Genomic DNA, 18,177 nt, shown 5'->3' on the forward strand with positions numbered 1-18,177 from the left:
TAACCAGGCAGAGCTGAAAGCAGGGGGCAGAAATGAACAAGAAAGTACTCGGTTGGGTCATCGTTCTTCTCGCGAGCCTTACCGCCGCAGCCGCAGCAGCCGTCTGGCTGCTTGTGGCTGGAGTCGGTCCTGAGCTCGTTATCGTCTCGGGCCTCCCGCCACTTCCCACACTCACTCTGGGCGTGTCAGCGCTCACGGCAGTGATCGCGAGCCTCGCACTGCTGCGTGCCGAGACGCCTCCTCGCCGTTCGCACACTCGCTCCACCTTTATCGCGCACCGGCCAGGCGCCGCCTAGATCCGAGCGGCGTTACTCAGCGACTTTCGGGCCGCGGAGAAACGCGAGGGGCAGGGTTAGCAGCGTGATTGCTGCGGCCACCAGAATGGCGGGCGAGAAAGCGAACGCCGTGGCGAGGGTTCCGATGAGCACGGAACCGAGAGCCGTTCCGAGATCGAAGCCGATATTCCAGACGGCACTGGCTGTGCCGTATTGCTTGCGCGGAACGGCAGCAAGCGAGATCAGGAGAGTCAGGTTTTGCAGGCCGCCGTAGGCAATGCCGACGAGGGTCATACCGACGAGGAACAACAGGATGCCGGTGGCGGCGGGATTCTGCACGGCTGCGGCAATCGCGAGCAGACCCGCGACCGCGATGATGACGAGGGGCCACAGGAAGCGGTTGGCGCCGAAACGGTCAGAGAGCCCACCAATGGCCCACCGGGTCACAGCGGCGCTCAGGGTAAGCAGAGCGAGAGAGCCTGCGGTTGCCGCTGCCGACGAGCTCATTTGCGGCGCAAAGGTGATCAAGGCGCCGCCGGCAAGGGTGACGCCGCTCAGCAGCATCATGGGGCGCAGGAGCGTGACGGCGAGCATCCATCTGGCAGATTTGCCGCCGGGTGGGGGAGCGATTGGCGTCGCACCGGTGGCTGGTAGGAGTTCGCGCTCGGCTGCTTGCTCGCGCAAAATACGGGCCAGCCGGGGTGCCGAGCTGATGCCGAGAAGGGGGAGCGCGCCGAGAGCGAAGACCGCCCAGAAGCCGACGGCGTCGGCAAGGAGTGTCGCGGCTGGCACGAGCAGAATTTGCGGAATCGCAATTGAGGCACCGTAGATGCCGACCGCGGCGCCATGCTGGGTGCGATCGACGAGGTTCGCCACCACGGTCGACCCGGTGACAGTGAGGATGCCGAAGCCGACCCCGCGCACTGCTGAAATCGCGAGAATCCACGCCAGCTGATCAGAGACAAGCAGCAGCAGTGGCGGAACCCCGAGCAGCGCGAGCCCCGCAGCCAGCACTCGCCCTGTGCCCAATCGCGCCAGAAGGCGAGGCACGAAGGGTTGCGTCATCACGGTAACGAGCAGAAGGATTCCGTTGACCCAGCCCGAGCCGGCTTCTGTCGCGCCGCCCTGAATCGCCCACAACGGAGCGACAGGAATGAGAACAACGAACCCACCGAATCCTGCCGCCGTCAACACCAGCAGCGCGGGCATCCCGGGTGCGCGCCACACAGGCGGCGGAGTTGCGAGAGAAGGTTGAGTCACGGTGTTCAACCCTATGCCCCGCCGGGTGCTAGCTGACGAACGTCAGAAGCCAGACCCGGCGGGGACAGAGAACTCGCGCGGCAACCCACCACAACCTGCGGCGCGAGTGGCCTAGTTATTTGGCAGCAGGCTTCTTGGCCGCGGGCTTCTTCGGTGCGGCGCGCTTGGCAGGAACCGCAGCGGCTGCACTGGGAGCTACGGCACGGGGAGCCAGGCGCTGCAGCTGGGTGACGTGCTTGGGCTCGAGCTCTTCGATGCTGGTGACTTCGAGCAGTTTCATAGTGCGCACGATTTGGCTGGAGAGAATCTCGATCGTGCGGTCGACGCCTTCGCGACCTCCGGCCATGAGGCCATAGAGGTAGGCGCGGCCGATGAGCGTGAACTTGGCTCCCAGCGCCATCGAGGCCACGACATCCGCACCGTTCATGATGCCGGTGTCCACCATCACCTCGACGTCGTTGCCGACCTCGCGGGCGACCTCCGGCAGGAGGTGGAACGGGATGGGCGCGCGGTCGAGCTGGCGGCCACCGTGGTTCGAGAGCAGGATGCCGTCAACACCGAGGTCGGCAAGGCGCTTCGAATCTTCAAGGTTTTGCACTCCCTTGATGACGATCTTGCCCGGCCACATGGCGCGGATGACCTTGAGGTCTTCGTAGTTGATCGACGGATCCATCGCCGAGTTGAGCAGTTCACCGACGGTGCGGCCGCCGGTGGACGAGAGCGAGGCAAACTCCAGCGGGGGAGTCGTGAGGAAGTCGAACCACCACCACGGGCGGGGGATCGCATTAGCGATCGTGCCGAGAGTCAGCTGCGGCGGGATTGAGAATCCGTTGCGGGTGTCCCGAAGACGGGCGCCGGCGATGGGGGTGTCGACGGTGAACATGAGGGTGTCGTAGCCGGCAGCTGCCGCACGTTCGACGAGTCCGTACGAGATTTCGCGCTCGCGCATGACGTACAGCTGGAACCAGTTGCGACCGTTTGGGTTCGCGGCCTTCACGTCTTCAATTGATGTCGTGCCGAGCGTCGAGAGGGTGAACGGAATGCCCGCTGCCGCTGCTGCGCCCGCGCCCGCAATCTCGCCTTCGGTTTGCATGAGGCGCGTGAATCCCGTTGGCGCAATACCGAAGGGCATCGCGGAGGTGCCGCCGAGAATCTGGGTCGTGGTCGAGACGTTCGAGGCGTCACGAAGGATCGACGGGTGAAACTCGATGTCTTCGAAAGCTTGGCGCGCACGGCTGAGCGAGATTTCGCCTTCGGCCGAGCCATCCGTGTAGTCGTAGGCGGCCTTGGGGGTGCGGCGCTTAGCGATGGCTTTGAGGTCATAAATCGTGAGGGCGCTATCGAGACGGCGCTTCTTGCCGTTGAGTTCTGGTGCCTTGAACTTCATGAGCTTGGCAAGCTCGATGGGGTTCGGGAACTGACGCTTAACCATGGGGTTCCTTTAGTTGGAGGTGTCGAGGTGGGTGAGGAGGCGATCGCGCGCCCCCAGAATGTGGTCGCGGGTGAGGCGCTCCGCTGAGGCGGCATCCCCGGCGGTGATCGCATCGAGGATGCCCTGGTGTTGCTCGGCTACCTCGTGAGCGGTGATGAGGTGGGCGGATTGAACTTGCCCAATGCACAACTCGACTTCGCCCATGAGCAGTTCGTGCAGGCGAGTGAGGCGCGTGCTGGGCTGACCGGCGACGAGCGCGCGGTGGAATTGGATGTCGTGGTGCGCGAAATCATCGGTGGCGGTAAGCGCCCGGTGGGCTGCCAGCGCTTCTGCCGGAATCGCGCCGGCTTCGGCGAGGGCGCCCATCGCGGCAGTTTCCACGATGGAGCGGGTGTCGAAGAGGTCGAGCACGTCGTCGTAGCTGAGCTCGGGCACGCGCGCGGCCCGGTGGGCTTCGCGACGCAGGATGCCGTCAGCGACCAGACGGTCGATGGCGATGCGTGCGGTGGGGCGGGCCACGCCGAACCGCAGGGCGACGGCCGACTCGGTGATGGCCGATCCGGGGGCATCGCGCTGGGCGATGATGTCGGCGCGAAGCTTCTGAGCAACGGTCTCGGGGAGCACTGCGGCGTTTTCAATCAAGGTGCGCTCCCTCTTCATTGACTCGGATTGTCAAACAATCTAACAGAATGTAAGACAAAGTGAAATAGGCCCCTGCTACATTGGCGACGTATGTTTTCGTGCGCAACAAAGGAGATGGCATGACGAAGCAAGTGGCATGGGGAATCTTGGGCACCGGGTGGATCGCAACGCTGCAAACGAGTGACCTGAACGAGCACGGCCACAAGGTCGTTGCAGTTGGATCACGCACTCAAGAATCGGCCGACAAGTTCGCTGCCGAGTACGGCATCCCGACCGCTCACGGCAGCTATGAAGACCTCGTTGCCGACCCCAACGTTGACGCCATCTACGTCGCTACTCCCCACCCGTTCCACGAAGAGCACGCGCTGCTGGCCCTCAACGCCGGCAAGCATGTGCTTGTCGAGAAGGCGTTCACGATGAACGCTGCCCAGGCGGAGAACGTCGTCTCCCGGGCATCCGAACTGAACCTTGTCGTGCTCGAAGCCATGTGGACGCGCTACCTGCCGCATATGGTGCGCATCCGCCAGCTCATCGCCGAGGGCGCGCTCGGAAAGATCCGCAGTGTGATAGCCGACCACAACCAGAACATCTCAATGGATCCGCTGCACCGCCTGAACAACCCGCTCTTGGGCGGTGGAGCGCTGCTCGACCTCGGTATCTACCCCGTGTCATTCACCTACGACATCCTCGGCGCCCCCACGAGCATCGTGGCCGTCGCCACCAAGACAGTGACGGATGTCGACCGCCAGACCTCGATGATCTTCAGCTACGGCGACGAAGCCCAAGCGGTTATCCAGACCACCCTCGATCTGCGAGGCCCCACGCGCGCCGTGATCGTCGGCAGCGAAGGCCGCATCGAAATCGCCGAGACTTGGTACGCGCCCACGACCTACACGCGCTTCGATGGAAAGGGCAACGTTGTCGAAGAATTCGATGGCACCGTCACCGGTCGCGGCATGCAATTTCAGGCCGCAGAACTTGAACGGCTCGTCACCGCAGGCGAGATCGCCAACGATATTCTGTCGCCGAGCGAGACCATCGAGATCATGCACACGCTCGACGAGATCCGCCGCCAGATCGGGCTTACCTACCCGATGCTCGACGAAAGCTAGCGCGCGCTAACGCGGTTTAACAACACAGCGCCTGCTGCCGAATCGAACGGTGGCAGGCGCTGTGCTGTTAAACGAAAGCGCGGACCCTAGCGCGAACGCGGAAGGTAGCGCTTGGGCGAGAACGCGGTGGTGACGAGCGAACGCAACGCCTCCAACGAGCCCTCGACGAAACCTTGAGCCCGCGCCTGAACGAGCACGTTGCCAATGGCCGTGGCTTCCACGGGGCCGGCGAGCACCGGCATTCCACTGCGGTCCGCGATCAGTTGGCAGAGCAACTCGTTCTGCGAGCCACCGCCGACGATATGGATGACCGACACCGACTTTCCGGAGAGGTCTGAGGCCGTGTGGACGGCATCCACGAAAGCAACGCTGAGGCTTTCGATGATGCTGCGCACAAACTCCACGCGCGATTGCGGCGCTGGCACATCGTGTTCGATGCACCAGGCGGCGATGCGCTCGGGCATGCCATCCGGGGCAAGAAAACTCGGGTCGTTAGCGTCAAAGATCGGCACCGTTGTCGTGAGAGCGGATGCCGCAGCCAACAGTTCGAGAAGGTCGACGCTGGCGTCATCCTTCTGCCATTCGCGCACACATTCGCTCAGCAGCCACAGGCCCATGACGTTGTGCAGGTAACGCACCCGCCCGTCGACGCCGCCCTCGTTGGTGAAATTGGCGGCGAGGCTTGCTTCGGTGAGCACGGGGGAGTTGAGTTCGACGCCCACCAAGCCCCACGTTCCGCACGAGATGTACGCGAAGTCGTCGTTCGTTGCCGGAACAGCCACTACAGCGGATGCCGTGTCATGCGATCCAACGGCGATCACGTCGGCACGGATGCCGAGCTCGTCGCGCACCGGCCCCAGTGTTGTGCCGGGAGTAACCAGCTCGGGGAAGAGGCTGCGGGAGTATCCGAGCTTCTCGATGAGCGCGTCATCCCATTGACCGGTCGCGATGTTCAGCAGACCCGTTGTTGATGCGTTTGTCTGTTCAGCAACCTGTCGCCCTGTCAGCCAGTAATTGATGAGGTCGGGCACCAGCAGGAAGCCGTCGGCGTCGGCGAGATTCTCTTCGGCGGCGAACTGATAGAGCGTATTGATGGCGAGAAATTGGAGCCCGTTCGAGGCATACAGCTCGGCGTGATCGGCAATCGCGTGCACGCGCTCAATGCCAACAGCGGTGCGTTCGTCGCGGTAGTGGAACGGGGGAGCAATCATGTGCCCGCCCGCCATCAGCGCGTAATCGACCGCCCACGAGTCAACGCCGATGCTCGATAGTTGTGGCTCATCACTAACAGCAGCAGCAAGCCCGGTAAGCACGCTCGAATAGAGCGCATCGATGTCCCAGTGCAGGCCGTCCGTGCGGCGCACAGGACCATTAGGAAAGCGCGCTACCGGGCGAACAGCGAGCTCGTTGTGACCCACCTGGCCGAGCATGACTCGGCCACTGGTCGCACCGAGATCAACCGCAGCTACTACCCCGGCGTTCATCGGAGGAAGGCTGCCGCAACACCAGCATCGACGGGAATGTGAAGACCGGTGGTGTGGCTGAGATCAGGCCCCGTGAGCACCGATACGGCATTGGCAACGTTCTCCGGCAGAACCTCACGCTTGAGGATCGTGCGCTGGGCGTAGAACTTGCCGAGGTCTTCTTCTTCAACGCCATAGGTCTTGGCGCGGTTGGCGCCCCAGCCGGACGAGAAGATTCCCGAACCACGCACAACGCCGTCGGGGTTGATGCCGTTGACCTTCACGCCGTGTTCGCCCAGTTCCACCGCCAGCAGTCGAACCTGATGAGCCTGGTCAGCTTTCGACGCCGAATACGCAATGTTGTTTGGTCCAGCAAAGACCGCGTTTTTTGACGAGATGTAGATCACGTCGCCGCCCATGGCCTGTTCAATGAGAACGGGTGCGGTGGCCTTCGAGACCAAGAACGAACCCTTGGCCATGATGTCGTGCTGGAAGTCCCAATCCTTTTCCGTGGTCTCGAGCAGCGACTTCGAGAGCGAAACACCTGCATTGTTCACGACGATGTCGATACCACCGAAGGCGAGGACGGCATCCTGCACCATGCGCTCGATTGCCTCAGCATCGGTCACGTTAACCTTGAGGCCGATCGCGACATCCGTGTTGCCAATCTCAGCGGCAGCGGCCTGAGCCTTCTCGAGGTCGAGGTCAGCGATGATCACGCAGGCGCCATCCGCAGCTAGGCGGGTAGCAATCGCCTTGCCGATGCCGGATGCTGCGCCCGTCACGAGAGCGACGCGCGTCGCGTGCGACTTGGGCTTCGGCATCCGCTGCAGCTTCGCTTCTTCGAGTGCCCAGTATTCGATGTTGAACTTCTCGGCATCGCTGATCGGAGCGTAAGTGGAGATTGCTTCGGCGCCGCGCATCACATTGATGGCGTTGACGTAGAACTCGCCTGCAACGCGGGCGGTCTGCTTGTTGGCTCCGTAGCTGAACATTCCGACACCGGGAATGAGAACGATGAGCGGGTCAGCGCCGCGAATCGCGGGGGAGTCGTCGGTCGCAAACTTGTCGTAGTACGCGGTGTAGTCCTTGCGGTACTCCGCGTGGAGTTCCTTCAGACGCTCGATGCTCTTCTCGATCGAGGCGTTGGCGGGCAGGTCGAGCAGCAGCGGCTTGACCTTGGTGCGCAAGAAGTGGTCGGGACAGCTTGTGCCGAGCGCCGCGAGTTTGGGGGCGTTGGTGCTGCTGAGAAACTCGAGCACGCGCGCGTCGTCAGTGAAGTGGCCGACCATCGGCTTGTCGTGTGAGGCGATGCCGCGGATAGTTGCGGCGAGTGCGGCAGCTTTCGTACGGCGTTCATCTTCGGCAAGCGGAGCGTTGGTGGCGACGGGAGCGCCGAACGGGGATTCTGAGCCTTCTGCATCGATGTAGGCCTGTGCCGTATCGATTATCCAGCGGCTGTTCTCTTCGCACTTGGCGGAGGTGTCTCCCCAAGCGGTAATACCGTGGCCGCCGAGGATGCAGCCGATAGCGTCGGGGCTCTTTTGTTTGATGGCCGCGATGTCGAGCCCAAGCTGGAACCCGGGGCGGCGCCAATCAACCCACACAACGGTGCCGCCGAAGATCGTCTCGGTCAGCTTCTCGCCGTCTTTGGCCGTGGCGATTGAAATTCCGGCATCGGGGTGGAGGTGGTCTACATGGGGCGCATCGACGAGCGAGTGCATGGCGGTGTCGATGGAGGGCGCTGCGCCTCCGGAGCCGTGGAGGCAGTACGCGAAGGCGTCAACCATCTCGTCCTCGCGGTCGAGGCCAGGGTAGATGTTTTCTAGGGCGCGGATGCGGTCGAGCCGCAGAACGGCGAGGCCCGACTCTGTCAATGTGCCGAGGTCGCCACCTGAGCCCTTGACCCACAGAAGTTCAACCGGTTCGCCCGTAACGGGGTCGATGTCGGTGCCCTTGGCAGAGGTATTGCCGCCAGCGTAGTTGGTGATCTTGGGGTCGCTGCCTAAAGCGTTGCTTCGAGCAACAAGTTCGGCCACGGTCGAGTTCTTCATCGAGCTCCTGACTCTGCGTCTGTGAAGGGGTCTGATCGACGATGATACGCCGCGTGTGAGCAATTGTGAAATATAACAAGAAATAACACAAGAAGTCACAAGGATGTCATGAGGGGCTACCGCAACTCAACATAGTTGCGAAATTCGTCGAGCCGGCTGTCGGTGGGAGCAAGTTCGGTGATGAGTACAGTGATCTGCGACAGCTCGAGGGCCGCTGCTGTGGCTTCCTGGTCGAGCTTGGATGAGTCGACACAGAGCACGATCTCTTTCGACACTTTGGCGAAGACTTGTTTCATCTGAGCCTCAGCGAGGGACACCTCCGTGGTGCCGGACTCGGCAACCACCGCGCTCGACGAGGCGAAGAATCGTGCGTACCGCAGTGATTGCGCGGTCTGCACGGCCAACGGGCCGACGAACGCGCCGGTTGATTCTTCGGTCTCGCCGCCAATGAGGATCGGAGTCACGCCAACCGTGCCGTTGATGGTCGTGTACGTCGGATAGGAGTTTGTGGCAACGATGAGGCCTGACCTCGGCCCCAACTTGCTCGCCATGATGCCAACTGTCGTTGAGGAGTCAAGAGCAATTGAACCGAATCGCGGCACGAAAGCGAGAGCCTTGTCGGCGATGATTTCCTTGGCACGGGAACGCACCGAACGTCGTTCTTCAAACGGGCGAGGGCGAAGTACTGAGATAGCACCGCCGCGAACCCGCCGCAGTAGCCCCTCGGACTCAAGGTCGGCGAGGTCTCGACGGATGGTCATGGCGGAGACCCCGAGCGAGTCGGCGGCGTCAGTGAGGCGGATAACGCTCTCTTGCTCGAGGGCATCGAGTAGTTGCTTGCGTCGATCCTCGGATTCAGCACTGCCCGTAGTAGCCATTTTCAACCGTTCGTTTGTGGTACCAATTCGACTAAAGATAACAATATCTTGTTCATGCCCTTTATTCGCCTGCTTTCTATTACGTGTTGATCTCCATCGTTGACACACAATTAGCGTGGTGCTACATTCCCTAAACGGGGTTCATTGAACCCACAATTATTGGCAGCGTTGCCACTCCGGTAACGCGCAAACTTCAAGGGAGAGCGTCGCTGATGACCGCTGAGGCCTACGACAACGTTGTAACATCGGCAACGGCATACGATCGCGTACTCGACGCCGGTAAGGGCATCGTCCGATTGGCGCCAGCGTGGGTTCCCCGGGCATTCTGCACACCAGGCAAGCGCATCCGCCTTCATCCTGACGACTACTTCCCGCTCGGTCACGGCCGTGGCGGTATCGATGAACGCTGGCTTTCGTCATCCATCCGTGCCGACAACGGTCCGCTCACGGGTGCTTACGAGGGGCTCAGCCTCGTCGTCGATCCCGACGGCGGACTCCTGCCGTTCGATGAGTTCATCGCTCACCACAAAGACGGCCTCATCGGTTCACGCCTCTGGGAACGTTTTGGTGCATGGACGATGTATTCCAAGTTCTACGACAACCTCATGCCGTTGCCATTTCACGTGCATCACTCGGATGAGAAGGCAGCGCTTGTCGACAAAGTCGGTAAGCCCGAGGCCTACTACTACTCGCCTCACATGAATGACAACCTCGGCATGCAGCCGATCTCGTTCTTCGGATTTCAGCCGGGAATTACTCGTGACCAGGTCAAGGAGCGCCTCATGCGCTTCGCCGACGGTGGAGATAACCGCATTACCGACCTCTCTCTCGGATACCGCACCCAGCTCGGCACCGGATGGGACATCCCCGCGGGAGTTCTGCACGCCCCCGCGAGTATCTGCACGTACGAACCGCAATCCGCCAGCGATGTGTTTGCAATGTGCGAGTCCTGGAGTAATAACAAGGAAGTCCCAGAAGAGCTGCTGTGGAAGGACGTGCCTGAAGCGCACCACGGTGATTATGACTTCCTGCTCGATCTCCTTGACTGGGAAAAGAATGTTGACGCGGACTTCGTTTCGAACCGTTTCATGAACCCGTACCCCACAACGGCATCCAACGCCGATGGCGGAAGTGCGTATGTCGAAAACTGGATCGTCTATCGCTCGGATTCGTTCAGCGCGAAAGAGCTCACCGTGCGTCCAGGTCAGACGGTGACCATCACGGACCAAGACGCCTACGGGGTCATTTTCGTTCAAGGCTCGGGCACTTTCGGTGCACATGAGGCGCAGGCAGCAACCGTTATTCGTTATGGACAACTCAGCCAAGACGAGTTCTTTGTTTCTGAGGCTGCAGCTCGTGCCGGAGTCACGATTACCAACCGCAGTTCGACTGACGACATCGTTATGCTCAAGCACTTTGGCCCTGGGAACCAGGAACTCGGTCATGTCGGCTGATGTTTATGGAAGCTCAGTTGATGAGGCCCTCCTTCGCGTAGGCACGATTGATCAATTCGCCCGCGTGGACCGTTTCGTCGAAGACGACGGTCCGGCGCGGGGCGCTCGCCGCTTTCGTGTTGTTAACGGGGGCGGACTCGAATTTGATGTTCACCCCGACCGTGCGCTCGACATCGGTGCGGCGACCGTAAACGGAATTCCACTCGCATGGTTGTCGTCAACCGGATTCACCCGGCCCGAGGCCCGCGAACCCGAGGGGCGCGGATGGCTGCGCAACTTTGCTGGTGGACTCGTTACGACGTGCGGCCTCGACAATTTCGGCCCACCGGCGGATGACGAGGATGGCGTCTCGGGAATGCACGGACGTATCGGCTCGATTTCGGCCCGCGTCTCCGAGGTCACCGTTACTCCCGAGCTGATCACGATTGCCGGTGAAGTGCGTCAGGCTGCTGTCTTCCACGAGAACCTTGTTCTTCGTCGCCGAATTACTTCGCGCGTCGGGTCGTCGTCGTTCAGGATCGAAGACACGGTGACGAACGAAGGCGAGAGCGAGAGCCCGCACATGGTTCTGTACCACGTGAATCTCGGATGGCCACTGCTCGACGCTGGTGCGGTCATCGAAATACCCTCTTCTTCTGTTGAACCGCGCGATGCAGACGCAGTCGCTGGTTTTGACCAGCACACCGAGATCGGCGAACCCGTCGCGGGTACACGCGAACAGGTGTACGTGCACACGCCAAACGCCGACCGTGTTGCCCGAGTCACTAACGCCGCTCGTGGACTCACCTTCACTCTTCGCCATTCAGAGACCCTTCCGGCGCTGTTCCAATGGAAGCTCACGGCGACGAAGCACTATGTTCTGGGTCTTGAACCCGCAAATACCGCTGAAATTCAGGGCCGTTCCGCTGCTCGAGACAACGGCAGGTTGCCGAGTCTTGCGCCGGGCGAAAGCCGTTCATACGCGATCGAGATTGAGGTGGATGCAGCATGACCCACACCCCGTTATTAGAGCTCAAAGGCGTCACCAAGTCGTTCGGTGCCGTCGCAGCTCTCGTCGATGCCGACCTCTCGCTCGATGCTGGATCGATTCACGCAGTCATTGGTGAAAATGGCGCAGGAAAGTCAACCCTGGTCAAGATCATTGGTGGGCTGTACCGCCGCGACAACGGCGAATTCTTGATGGAAGGTACGAGCGTCGATTTCCAGAACACCCATGAGGCTAAGGCCGCGGGAATTTCTGTGATTTACCAAGAGCCAACATTGTTTCCCGACCTGTCCGTCGCCGAGAACCTTTTTGTCGGCAGGCAGCCGTACACCCGGTTGGGGTTTCTTGACCGTGCCCGGATGCGTCGCGAAACACGCGAGCTGACTCTGCGCCTTGGTGTTCCGATCGACCCCGACCGCGAAGCGCGGGGATTGTCGATCGCCGACCAGCAAGTGGTTGAGATCGCTAAGTCAATCTCCGTCGGCGCCAAAGTGATCATTATGGATGAACCGACTGCGGCTCTTTCTGGCATCGAAGTCGAACGGTTGATGGGCATCGCTCGTCAATTGCGAGACGAGGGCAAGGGCATCATCTTTATCTCACACCGCTTCGACGAAGTATTCGCACTATGCGACGTGCTGACAGTGATGCGTGACGGAAGCTACGTCGCCACCAACCAGACCGCTGAAGTAACAGAAGACGAGATCATCCGACAGATGGTCGGTCGCAGCGTCGAGAATCTCTTCCCGAAAGAGGTCGCAGAGATCGGCGACGCCGTCCTTGAAGTCGAAAACCTCACCAGCGTTGGCGTGTTCGAAGATGTGAGTTTTACGGTTCGTGCGGGTGAAATTGTCTGTTTCGCCGGCCTCGTCGGTGCCGGTCGAAGTGAGATTGCGCGGGCAGTGTTTGGCGTTGACGGCTACGACTCCGGGGCTGTCCGTCTCGGCGGAGCCAAGGTGCCCCGCAAAAACCCCGCAGCCGCTATGCGTTTGGGCATGGGATTCGTTCCCGAAGACCGACGCAAACAGGGCTTAGCGATGACGGCCGGTGTGCAAACAAATATCACCATGGCGATCCGCAATCGACTTGCGCGCTTCGGAATCATCACGTCGACCCTTGAAGAGCCGAGCGCGCGAAACTGGGCAGCCCGTCTACACGTAAAAACCAACGCTCTCGATACCGAGGCGCAGATGCTGTCCGGAGGCAACCAGCAGAAGGTCGTCCTCGGCAAGTGGTTGGCTACCGAGCCCAGTTTTCTAATTGTTGATGAGCCGACGCGAGGAATCGACGTCGGCACCAAAGCAGAGGTCCATCGTCTGCTCTCCGAACTTGCCGGCAACGGCGTAGCCCTGCTGATGATCTCATCTGAACTGCCCGAAGTTTTGGGAATGGCCGACCGAGTGCTTGTTGTTCGTGAGGGCCGGATTACGGCTGAGTTCTCGCGCGAAGCAGCCACCCCCGAGAACGTAATGTACGCCGCAACCCACGCACCGGAGGTGGCAGCATGACCACGACCCTGAAACTCCCGCCAACCGAGACGGGCCGATCTATGTTCGGCAAAATTATCCGCGCTCGCGAAGTCAGCCTCATCGTGCTCATCATCGCGCTCGTCGCGGTTACGACAGCGATCCAGCCATCGTTCCTTTTCAGCGATGGGGGATTCCGTGAACTTCTTCGCCAGCCCACCATCCTGATTCTGATCGCGCTCGGCCAAGCGATTGTCATCATCACCCGAAATATCGATCTCTCGGTCGGCTCGATTTTGTGCCTGTGTACCTATCTTTCCGGCTGGCTCTTCGCGAACGTTCCCGGCATCCCGATCCCGGTCGTCGTCGTGATCGGTATCCTGCTCGGTGCCTTCCTCGGATTGATCAACGGCTTGCTCGTTGCGTTCCTCAAGGTGCCCTCGCTGGTGATTACTCTTGGCACGCTCTACGCGTACCGCGGTATCGCCATCCTGTGGATCGGCCCTCACTTCATCCGGTCAAGCTGGTTGCCTCCCGAGTACCGCGAGATCGGCACCATGCAGTTCTTTGGCATCCCAGTGCTGTTGATGATTGTCGCTATCGTGGTGCTCTTGGTCGCCTGGTTCATGACGAGCCGGCGAGCGGGTCGCAACCTATATGCACTGGGTTCAAACCCAGAGGCGGCGACCCTCTTCGGTCTGAGTGAACGTCGGCTCACGCTCAACGCCTTTGTCACGAGTGGGGCGCTCGCGGGCCTCGGCGGGCTCGTCTATCTTTCGATCTACGCCACGGGTGACGCCAAGGTGGGCACCGGCTACGAACTCGAATCGGTCGCCGCAGCGGTGGTCGGCGGTGTCGCCATCATCGGCGGATCGGGCACGATCTGGGGTGTGGCGCTTGGAGCGTTCTTCCTCGCCACCATTAGTAGCGCGCTACCGGTTCTTGGTGTTCCGAGCCTCTGGCAGCAGTCGATCGTCGGTATCTTCATCGTCGGCGCGATTGTGCTCGACCGGCTTATGTTCCTCAACCGAACACGTCAGGCTAAGAGAAAGGGACAGTCACTATGAGCGCTGTCATGACTGACCCCGCCGCGGCAGCAAAGTACCAGCGCTACGGCCGCCCGCTCTGGCGTCGACTGCTGTTGCGCACCGAAACCGCCATCATCGCGGCGATCGTGCTCCTGATTATTATTGCGACGGCAACCGTGCCCTACTTTGCCCAGCCGTATACGTATTCCACGATGATCCTGAATTCCGCGCCGATCCTGCTGATGCTGATCCCGGTCACGTTGATCATCATCACGGGCGAAATCGACCTGTCGGTCGGCAGCGTGCTCGGCTTCTCGAGCGCCATCTTCGGGTTGTCTTACGCGGCCGGTGTTCCTCTCTCGCTGGCTGCCGTGCTGGCGATCGTGGGCGGGGGCCTGATCGGGCTGTTCAACGGTGTGCTCGTTACCGTCGTCGGATTACCTAGCCTCGCGGTGACCATTGGCACGTTGGCGCTCTTCCGGGGAATCGCTGTTGGGCTGCTCGGCACTCGAGCCGTCACTGACTTTCCTCAAGAAGTGCTCAGCTTCGCAATCTCGCCGGTCTTTGGCTCGCCGCTTCCCATCGTCACGGTTGCGATCCTGGTGCTTGTCGTCGCATTCGCGGTCCTCCTGCACTTCACTCCCTTCGGCCGCGGTGTGTTTGCGATCGGACTAAGCCCGGAAGCGGCAGCGTTCTCCGGCGTGCGGGTCAATCGCACCAAGCTCATCCTCTTCGTGCTGAGTGGACTCGTTGCATCAGCGACCGGTGTCTACTACACGCTGCAGTACAGCAACGCGATCGGTACCAACGGATTCGGATTCGAACTTCAAGTCGTCACGGCAATCGTGCTTGGCGGTGTCTCAATTTGGGGCGGCCGCGGAACGTTGCTTGGAGCGCTGGCTGGTGGAGTGCTTATCGCAGCGCTCAACAAGACGCTGCAGCTCGCCGGAATCGGGTCCGACACCATCAGCATCGTCACCGGTGCTGCCCTCATCTTCTCCGTCGTCGTCGCAAGTGTCTCTGGCTCAATTTCGCGCCGACGCCGAGGGAAGGCTTCCGCGGCCTCCGCGGGAGCTTAGCGCCAACCAGCTTCACCATCCCAACCACAATGCACCACAATCCACACAGGAAGGCAGAACAATGAAGTTCACATTCAGTAAAACTTCGCGCAAGCGCGGGGTAGCCGCTGTAGTAACCGTCGCGGCCTCCGCGATGCTGCTCACCGGCTGCGTTGCCCCCACGGGCGATGACAGCGGAGACGGTGACGCGAGCGCAAGCGGAAGCATCACCGTCATCCCTAAGAGCCTTGGCAACAAGTACTTTGAGGCGTCGGACAAGGGTGCTGCTGCTGCAGCTGCGGAACTCGGTCTTACCTTTACCGAGGCAGGCCCGACCGCAACCGGTTCGGCTGACCAGGTTCCATTCATCCAGACTGCAATCCAGACAGGCCAGGGAGCAATCGTCATCGCGGCGAACGACCCCGCAGCTGTATGCAACGACTTGACTGCTGCGCAGAGCGCGGGCGTCAAAGTTGTTGCCTACGACACCGACACTGATTGCCGCGACGTCTTCATCAACCAAGCAACGGTCGATGGAATCGCACAGGGTCTTGTTGACCTCACCGCTGCTCATCTCGGCGCTGAAGGTGGAACCATCGCGATTCTGTCTGGTGGAGCAAACGCCGCCAACCTGAACGCCTGGGTTGACGCTATGACCGCAATTATCGAAGAAGACCACCCCGAGATCACGATCGCTAAGGTCGCTTACGGTGACGACATCGATGAGAAGGCATACCAGGAGGCTCAGGGACTCATCCAGAGCATCCCGGACCTCGACGCGATCATCGCCCCCGACACCGTTTCGGTGAAGGAAGCCGCTCACTACCTCGCAGACACCCCTGAGTACCAGGGCGAGGTCTGGGTTACCGGTCTTGGTCTTCCGAGCGAAATGGTTGAGTACATCGACAGCGGTGTAATCGAGCAGTTCGGTCTTTGGAACCCAGAAGACCTTGGTTACCTTGCTTCATACGCAGCTCAAGCACTCATCAACGGTGACATCACTGGCGCTGAAGGAGACACTTTCGAAGCAGGCACGCTCGGTGAATACACCGTCGGCGCCGGCGGAGAGGTCGTCCTCGGCCCGATGTTCGTCTTCGATGCGAGCAACGTAGGCGACTTCTCCTTCTAGGGACGAGTTAGCTCCTAAGATTCGTCGAGAGGCGAACGGAATATCACGGTAGAGCCCGCGGCAGCACTTGTTGCGGGCTCTACCTATCCAGCGCGAAGGAGGCCGATGATGGCGACCATTCATGACGTCGCACGCCACGCGGGTGTGTCTGCGGGAACGGTGAGCAACGTGCTCAACCGGCCGGCCTATGTTGCCTCCTCCACGCGCGAACGGGTTCAGGCCTCAATCTCTGAGCTGGGGTACGTTCCGACCCCCAACGCCCGACGTTTTCCTGCCGGCCGCCAGCGCACGCTGGGGCTCGCCTTGGCTGATCTATCCAACCCATTCTTTGTGGATATCGCACTCGGGGCAGAAGCGGAGGCCAAGTCCCTTGGCGTAGGCGTGGTCATTACCCACAACGGCAACGATGTGGGTCGTGAGCACGACAACCTCAACCTCTTGGTTCAGCAACGTGTGCACGGCATCATGATTGCGCCCGTGCAGGCTGACGACGTAGCACTCGACCGTTTCGATTCCCGCAACGTTCCATTGGTGTACGTCGACAGGGTCGCGGAACAGTCCAGCCGTTGCTGGGTTAAAACCGACGACTTTGCCGGCGGACGACTTGCTGGAGCACACCTAGTTTCTCTCGGACACCGCGATATCGCTTTCGTTGGGGACCTCGGCACTAACCCCCAGGTAGATCGGCGTTTCGCCGGTTTTATGGAAGCACTGTCACCGGTCGGAATCGATCCTCGCCGCATCGTCGCGGACTCCTGGCAAATTCAGGATGGGCGGCAGGCGGCCGCGAACCTTGCGATGCTTCCTGCCCGCTCACGTCCCACCGCGATCATGTGCGGCAACGACCTCCTTGCTCTTGGCGTGCTCGTAGAGTTCGCCCATCGCGGCATCCGGGTTCCGCAGGAGATCAGCATTATCGGATTCGATGACTTGGTGTGGGCCCAGGCAGCGACAGTCCCGCTCACTACGGTGCGCCAGCCGCGAGAAGAGCTGGGGCGGCGTGCCGTTCGGATGCTTCTTGACGAAATTGACCGCGGCGAATCCCATACTCACCACCATGACTTGCTTGTCCCCGAATTGGTGGTGCGCGATTCAAGCGCGGCACCGCCATCGTCCCGTCTTTCGGCGTGACGAACACACCATCAGACTCCGAGAAGGAATGAATTATGGCTACCAACTGGCAACCCAGCCTCGTTACTGAGGACCTCGTCGCGCTCACTCGTACGCTCGGGGAGCCCGCCAAGGACCTCGTGATCCTCGCGGAGGGAAACACTTCGCAGTTGCTTGCAGATGGGCGTCTCGTTGTGAAGGCATCCGGCGTATATATGGCTCGCGCCGACGCAAATGATTTCGTGGTGACGGATGTGCAACCGCTCATCGACCTCATGGATGATCCTGAGTCGACGCAGGAAGATCTGACAGTGCTGCTCGATGCCGGTGAGCACGATGGCGTTCGACGCCGCGGGTCCATTGAGACCCTCGTGCATGCTGCGGTGCAGTCGGTGCTCCCGGCAGCGTATGTCGCGCACACTCACCCCACTGCTGTGCTTGGTCTGCTCTCAAGCATTCATGCGGATACTGCTTTTGCGGAGTGGGTTTACACCGATGAAGCAGTCGTGATCGGCATTCCGCTCTTCGTTCCGTACGCTGCGCCGGGAATCGCTCTGGGGCGACTGTTCCTAGAACGTTTGCGAGACTACTTCGCTGAGCATGGCGCGCTACCGTCGGTCGTGCTGTTGGGCAACCACGGCATTGTCGCCATCGGAGGATCTGCGGATGCTGTTGAGGCAATCACCCTCATGACTGTTAAAGGCGCGCGAACCCGCGTGCAGGCGCTATCGGTTGGGGGAGTTTCCGGCCTCGGTAGCGAAGCTGTGGCGCACTACTTTGAGCGCACGGACATGATTGAACGTCGCAAGAACCTCGCAGGCACCGTCTAAT

General features: G+C 60.9%; 16 protein-coding genes. 10 read left to right on the forward strand and 6 right to left on the reverse strand.

Features of this window, described 5'->3' with window-relative positions; all coding sequences use genetic code 11:
* Positions 1 to 32 precede the first annotated feature (32 nt).
* Positions 33 to 296, forward strand: a complete 264-nt coding sequence (locus I6E52_RS09430; protein WP_197156652.1) for a hypothetical protein — start codon at positions 33 to 35, stop codon at positions 294 to 296.
* 12 nt (positions 297 to 308) lie between these two features.
* Here I6E52_RS09430 and I6E52_RS09435 read toward each other — a convergent pair whose 3' ends face one another.
* The 3 genes from I6E52_RS09435 to I6E52_RS09445 all read right to left on the reverse strand — a co-directional run bounded on the left by I6E52_RS09435 (position 309) and on the right by I6E52_RS09445 (position 3,609).
* Entirely contained in the window at positions 309 to 1,535 is a 1,227-nt protein-coding gene (locus tag I6E52_RS09435) for an MFS transporter (protein ID WP_307842472.1), read from the reverse strand.
* A 115-nt stretch (positions 1,536 to 1,650) separates the two neighbouring features.
* Complete coding sequence (locus I6E52_RS09440; protein ID WP_197156654.1) at positions 1,651 to 2,967, reverse strand: alpha-hydroxy acid oxidase; 1,317 nt, start codon at positions 2,965 to 2,967, stop codon at positions 1,651 to 1,653.
* A gap of 9 nt (positions 2,968 to 2,976) precedes the next feature.
* Positions 2,977 to 3,609 (reverse strand): GntR family transcriptional regulator, encoded by a 633-nt coding sequence (locus tag I6E52_RS09445; RefSeq protein ID WP_197156656.1) that lies wholly within the window; start codon positions 3,607 to 3,609, stop codon positions 2,977 to 2,979.
* 119 nt (positions 3,610 to 3,728) lie between these two features.
* Between I6E52_RS09445 and I6E52_RS09450 the strand changes: the two genes are divergently transcribed.
* Positions 3,729 to 4,721, forward strand: a complete 993-nt coding sequence (locus tag I6E52_RS09450) for a Gfo/Idh/MocA family protein (protein ID WP_197156658.1) — start codon at positions 3,729 to 3,731, stop codon at positions 4,719 to 4,721.
* Positions 4,722 to 4,807: 86 nt separating this feature from the next.
* Here I6E52_RS09450 and I6E52_RS09455 read toward each other — a convergent pair whose 3' ends face one another.
* From I6E52_RS09455 to I6E52_RS09465, 3 genes are all read right to left on the reverse strand, one after another.
* The gene (locus I6E52_RS09455) at positions 4,808 to 6,205 is read right to left on the reverse strand and encodes a rhamnulokinase family protein (RefSeq protein WP_197156660.1); all 1,398 of its coding nucleotides are present in this window, start codon (positions 6,203 to 6,205) and stop codon (positions 4,808 to 4,810) included.
* Positions 6,202 to 8,238, reverse strand: a complete 2,037-nt coding sequence (locus I6E52_RS09460; protein WP_197156662.1) for a bifunctional aldolase/short-chain dehydrogenase — start codon at positions 8,236 to 8,238, stop codon at positions 6,202 to 6,204. The genes I6E52_RS09455 and I6E52_RS09460 overlap by 4 nt, the downstream gene beginning before the upstream one ends.
* A gap of 116 nt (positions 8,239 to 8,354) precedes the next feature.
* Complete coding sequence (locus I6E52_RS09465) at positions 8,355 to 9,116, reverse strand: DeoR/GlpR family DNA-binding transcription regulator (RefSeq protein WP_197156665.1); 762 nt, start codon at positions 9,114 to 9,116, stop codon at positions 8,355 to 8,357.
* A 212-nt stretch (positions 9,117 to 9,328) separates the two neighbouring features.
* On the opposite strand from I6E52_RS09465, the gene I6E52_RS09470 reads away from it, so the two are divergent.
* The 8 genes from I6E52_RS09470 (at position 9,329) to I6E52_RS09505 (ending at position 18,176) form a co-directional block, all read left to right on the forward strand.
* Positions 9,329 to 10,570: a hypothetical protein gene (locus tag I6E52_RS09470; protein ID WP_197156667.1), complete on the forward strand. Its 1,242-nt coding sequence runs from the start codon at positions 9,329 to 9,331 to the stop codon at positions 10,568 to 10,570.
* Positions 10,560 to 11,561: an aldose 1-epimerase family protein gene (locus tag I6E52_RS09475; protein WP_197156669.1), complete on the forward strand. Its 1,002-nt coding sequence runs from the start codon at positions 10,560 to 10,562 to the stop codon at positions 11,559 to 11,561. The genes I6E52_RS09470 and I6E52_RS09475 overlap by 11 nt, the downstream gene beginning before the upstream one ends.
* Positions 11,558 to 13,063: a sugar ABC transporter ATP-binding protein gene (locus tag I6E52_RS09480; protein WP_197156671.1), complete on the forward strand. Its 1,506-nt coding sequence runs from the start codon at positions 11,558 to 11,560 to the stop codon at positions 13,061 to 13,063. The genes I6E52_RS09475 and I6E52_RS09480 overlap by 4 nt, the downstream gene beginning before the upstream one ends.
* Entirely contained in the window at positions 13,060 to 14,088 is a 1,029-nt protein-coding gene (locus I6E52_RS09485) for an ABC transporter permease (protein WP_197121928.1), read from the forward strand. Before I6E52_RS09480 ends, I6E52_RS09485 begins: the two co-directional genes overlap by 4 nt.
* Positions 14,085 to 15,128 (forward strand): ABC transporter permease, encoded by a 1,044-nt coding sequence (locus tag I6E52_RS09490; RefSeq protein WP_197156673.1) that lies wholly within the window; start codon positions 14,085 to 14,087, stop codon positions 15,126 to 15,128. The genes I6E52_RS09485 and I6E52_RS09490 overlap by 4 nt, the downstream gene beginning before the upstream one ends.
* A gap of 61 nt (positions 15,129 to 15,189) precedes the next feature.
* A complete protein-coding gene (locus tag I6E52_RS09495; protein WP_197156675.1) occupies positions 15,190 to 16,236 on the forward strand; it encodes a rhamnose ABC transporter substrate-binding protein in 1,047 nt (348 codons plus the stop codon).
* Positions 16,237 to 16,341: 105 nt separating this feature from the next.
* Complete coding sequence (locus I6E52_RS09500; protein WP_231601808.1) at positions 16,342 to 17,367, forward strand: LacI family DNA-binding transcriptional regulator; 1,026 nt, start codon at positions 16,342 to 16,344, stop codon at positions 17,365 to 17,367.
* A 35-nt stretch (positions 17,368 to 17,402) separates the two neighbouring features.
* Positions 17,403 to 18,176 (forward strand): class II aldolase/adducin family protein, encoded by a 774-nt coding sequence (locus tag I6E52_RS09505; protein ID WP_197156677.1) that lies wholly within the window; start codon positions 17,403 to 17,405, stop codon positions 18,174 to 18,176.
* Position 18,177: the final 1 nt, after the last annotated feature.

The sequence above is a fragment of the Salinibacterium sp. NG253 genome (genome assembly GCF_015864945.1).
Classification (GTDB): Bacteria; Actinomycetota; Actinomycetes; order Actinomycetales; family Microbacteriaceae; genus Rhodoglobus.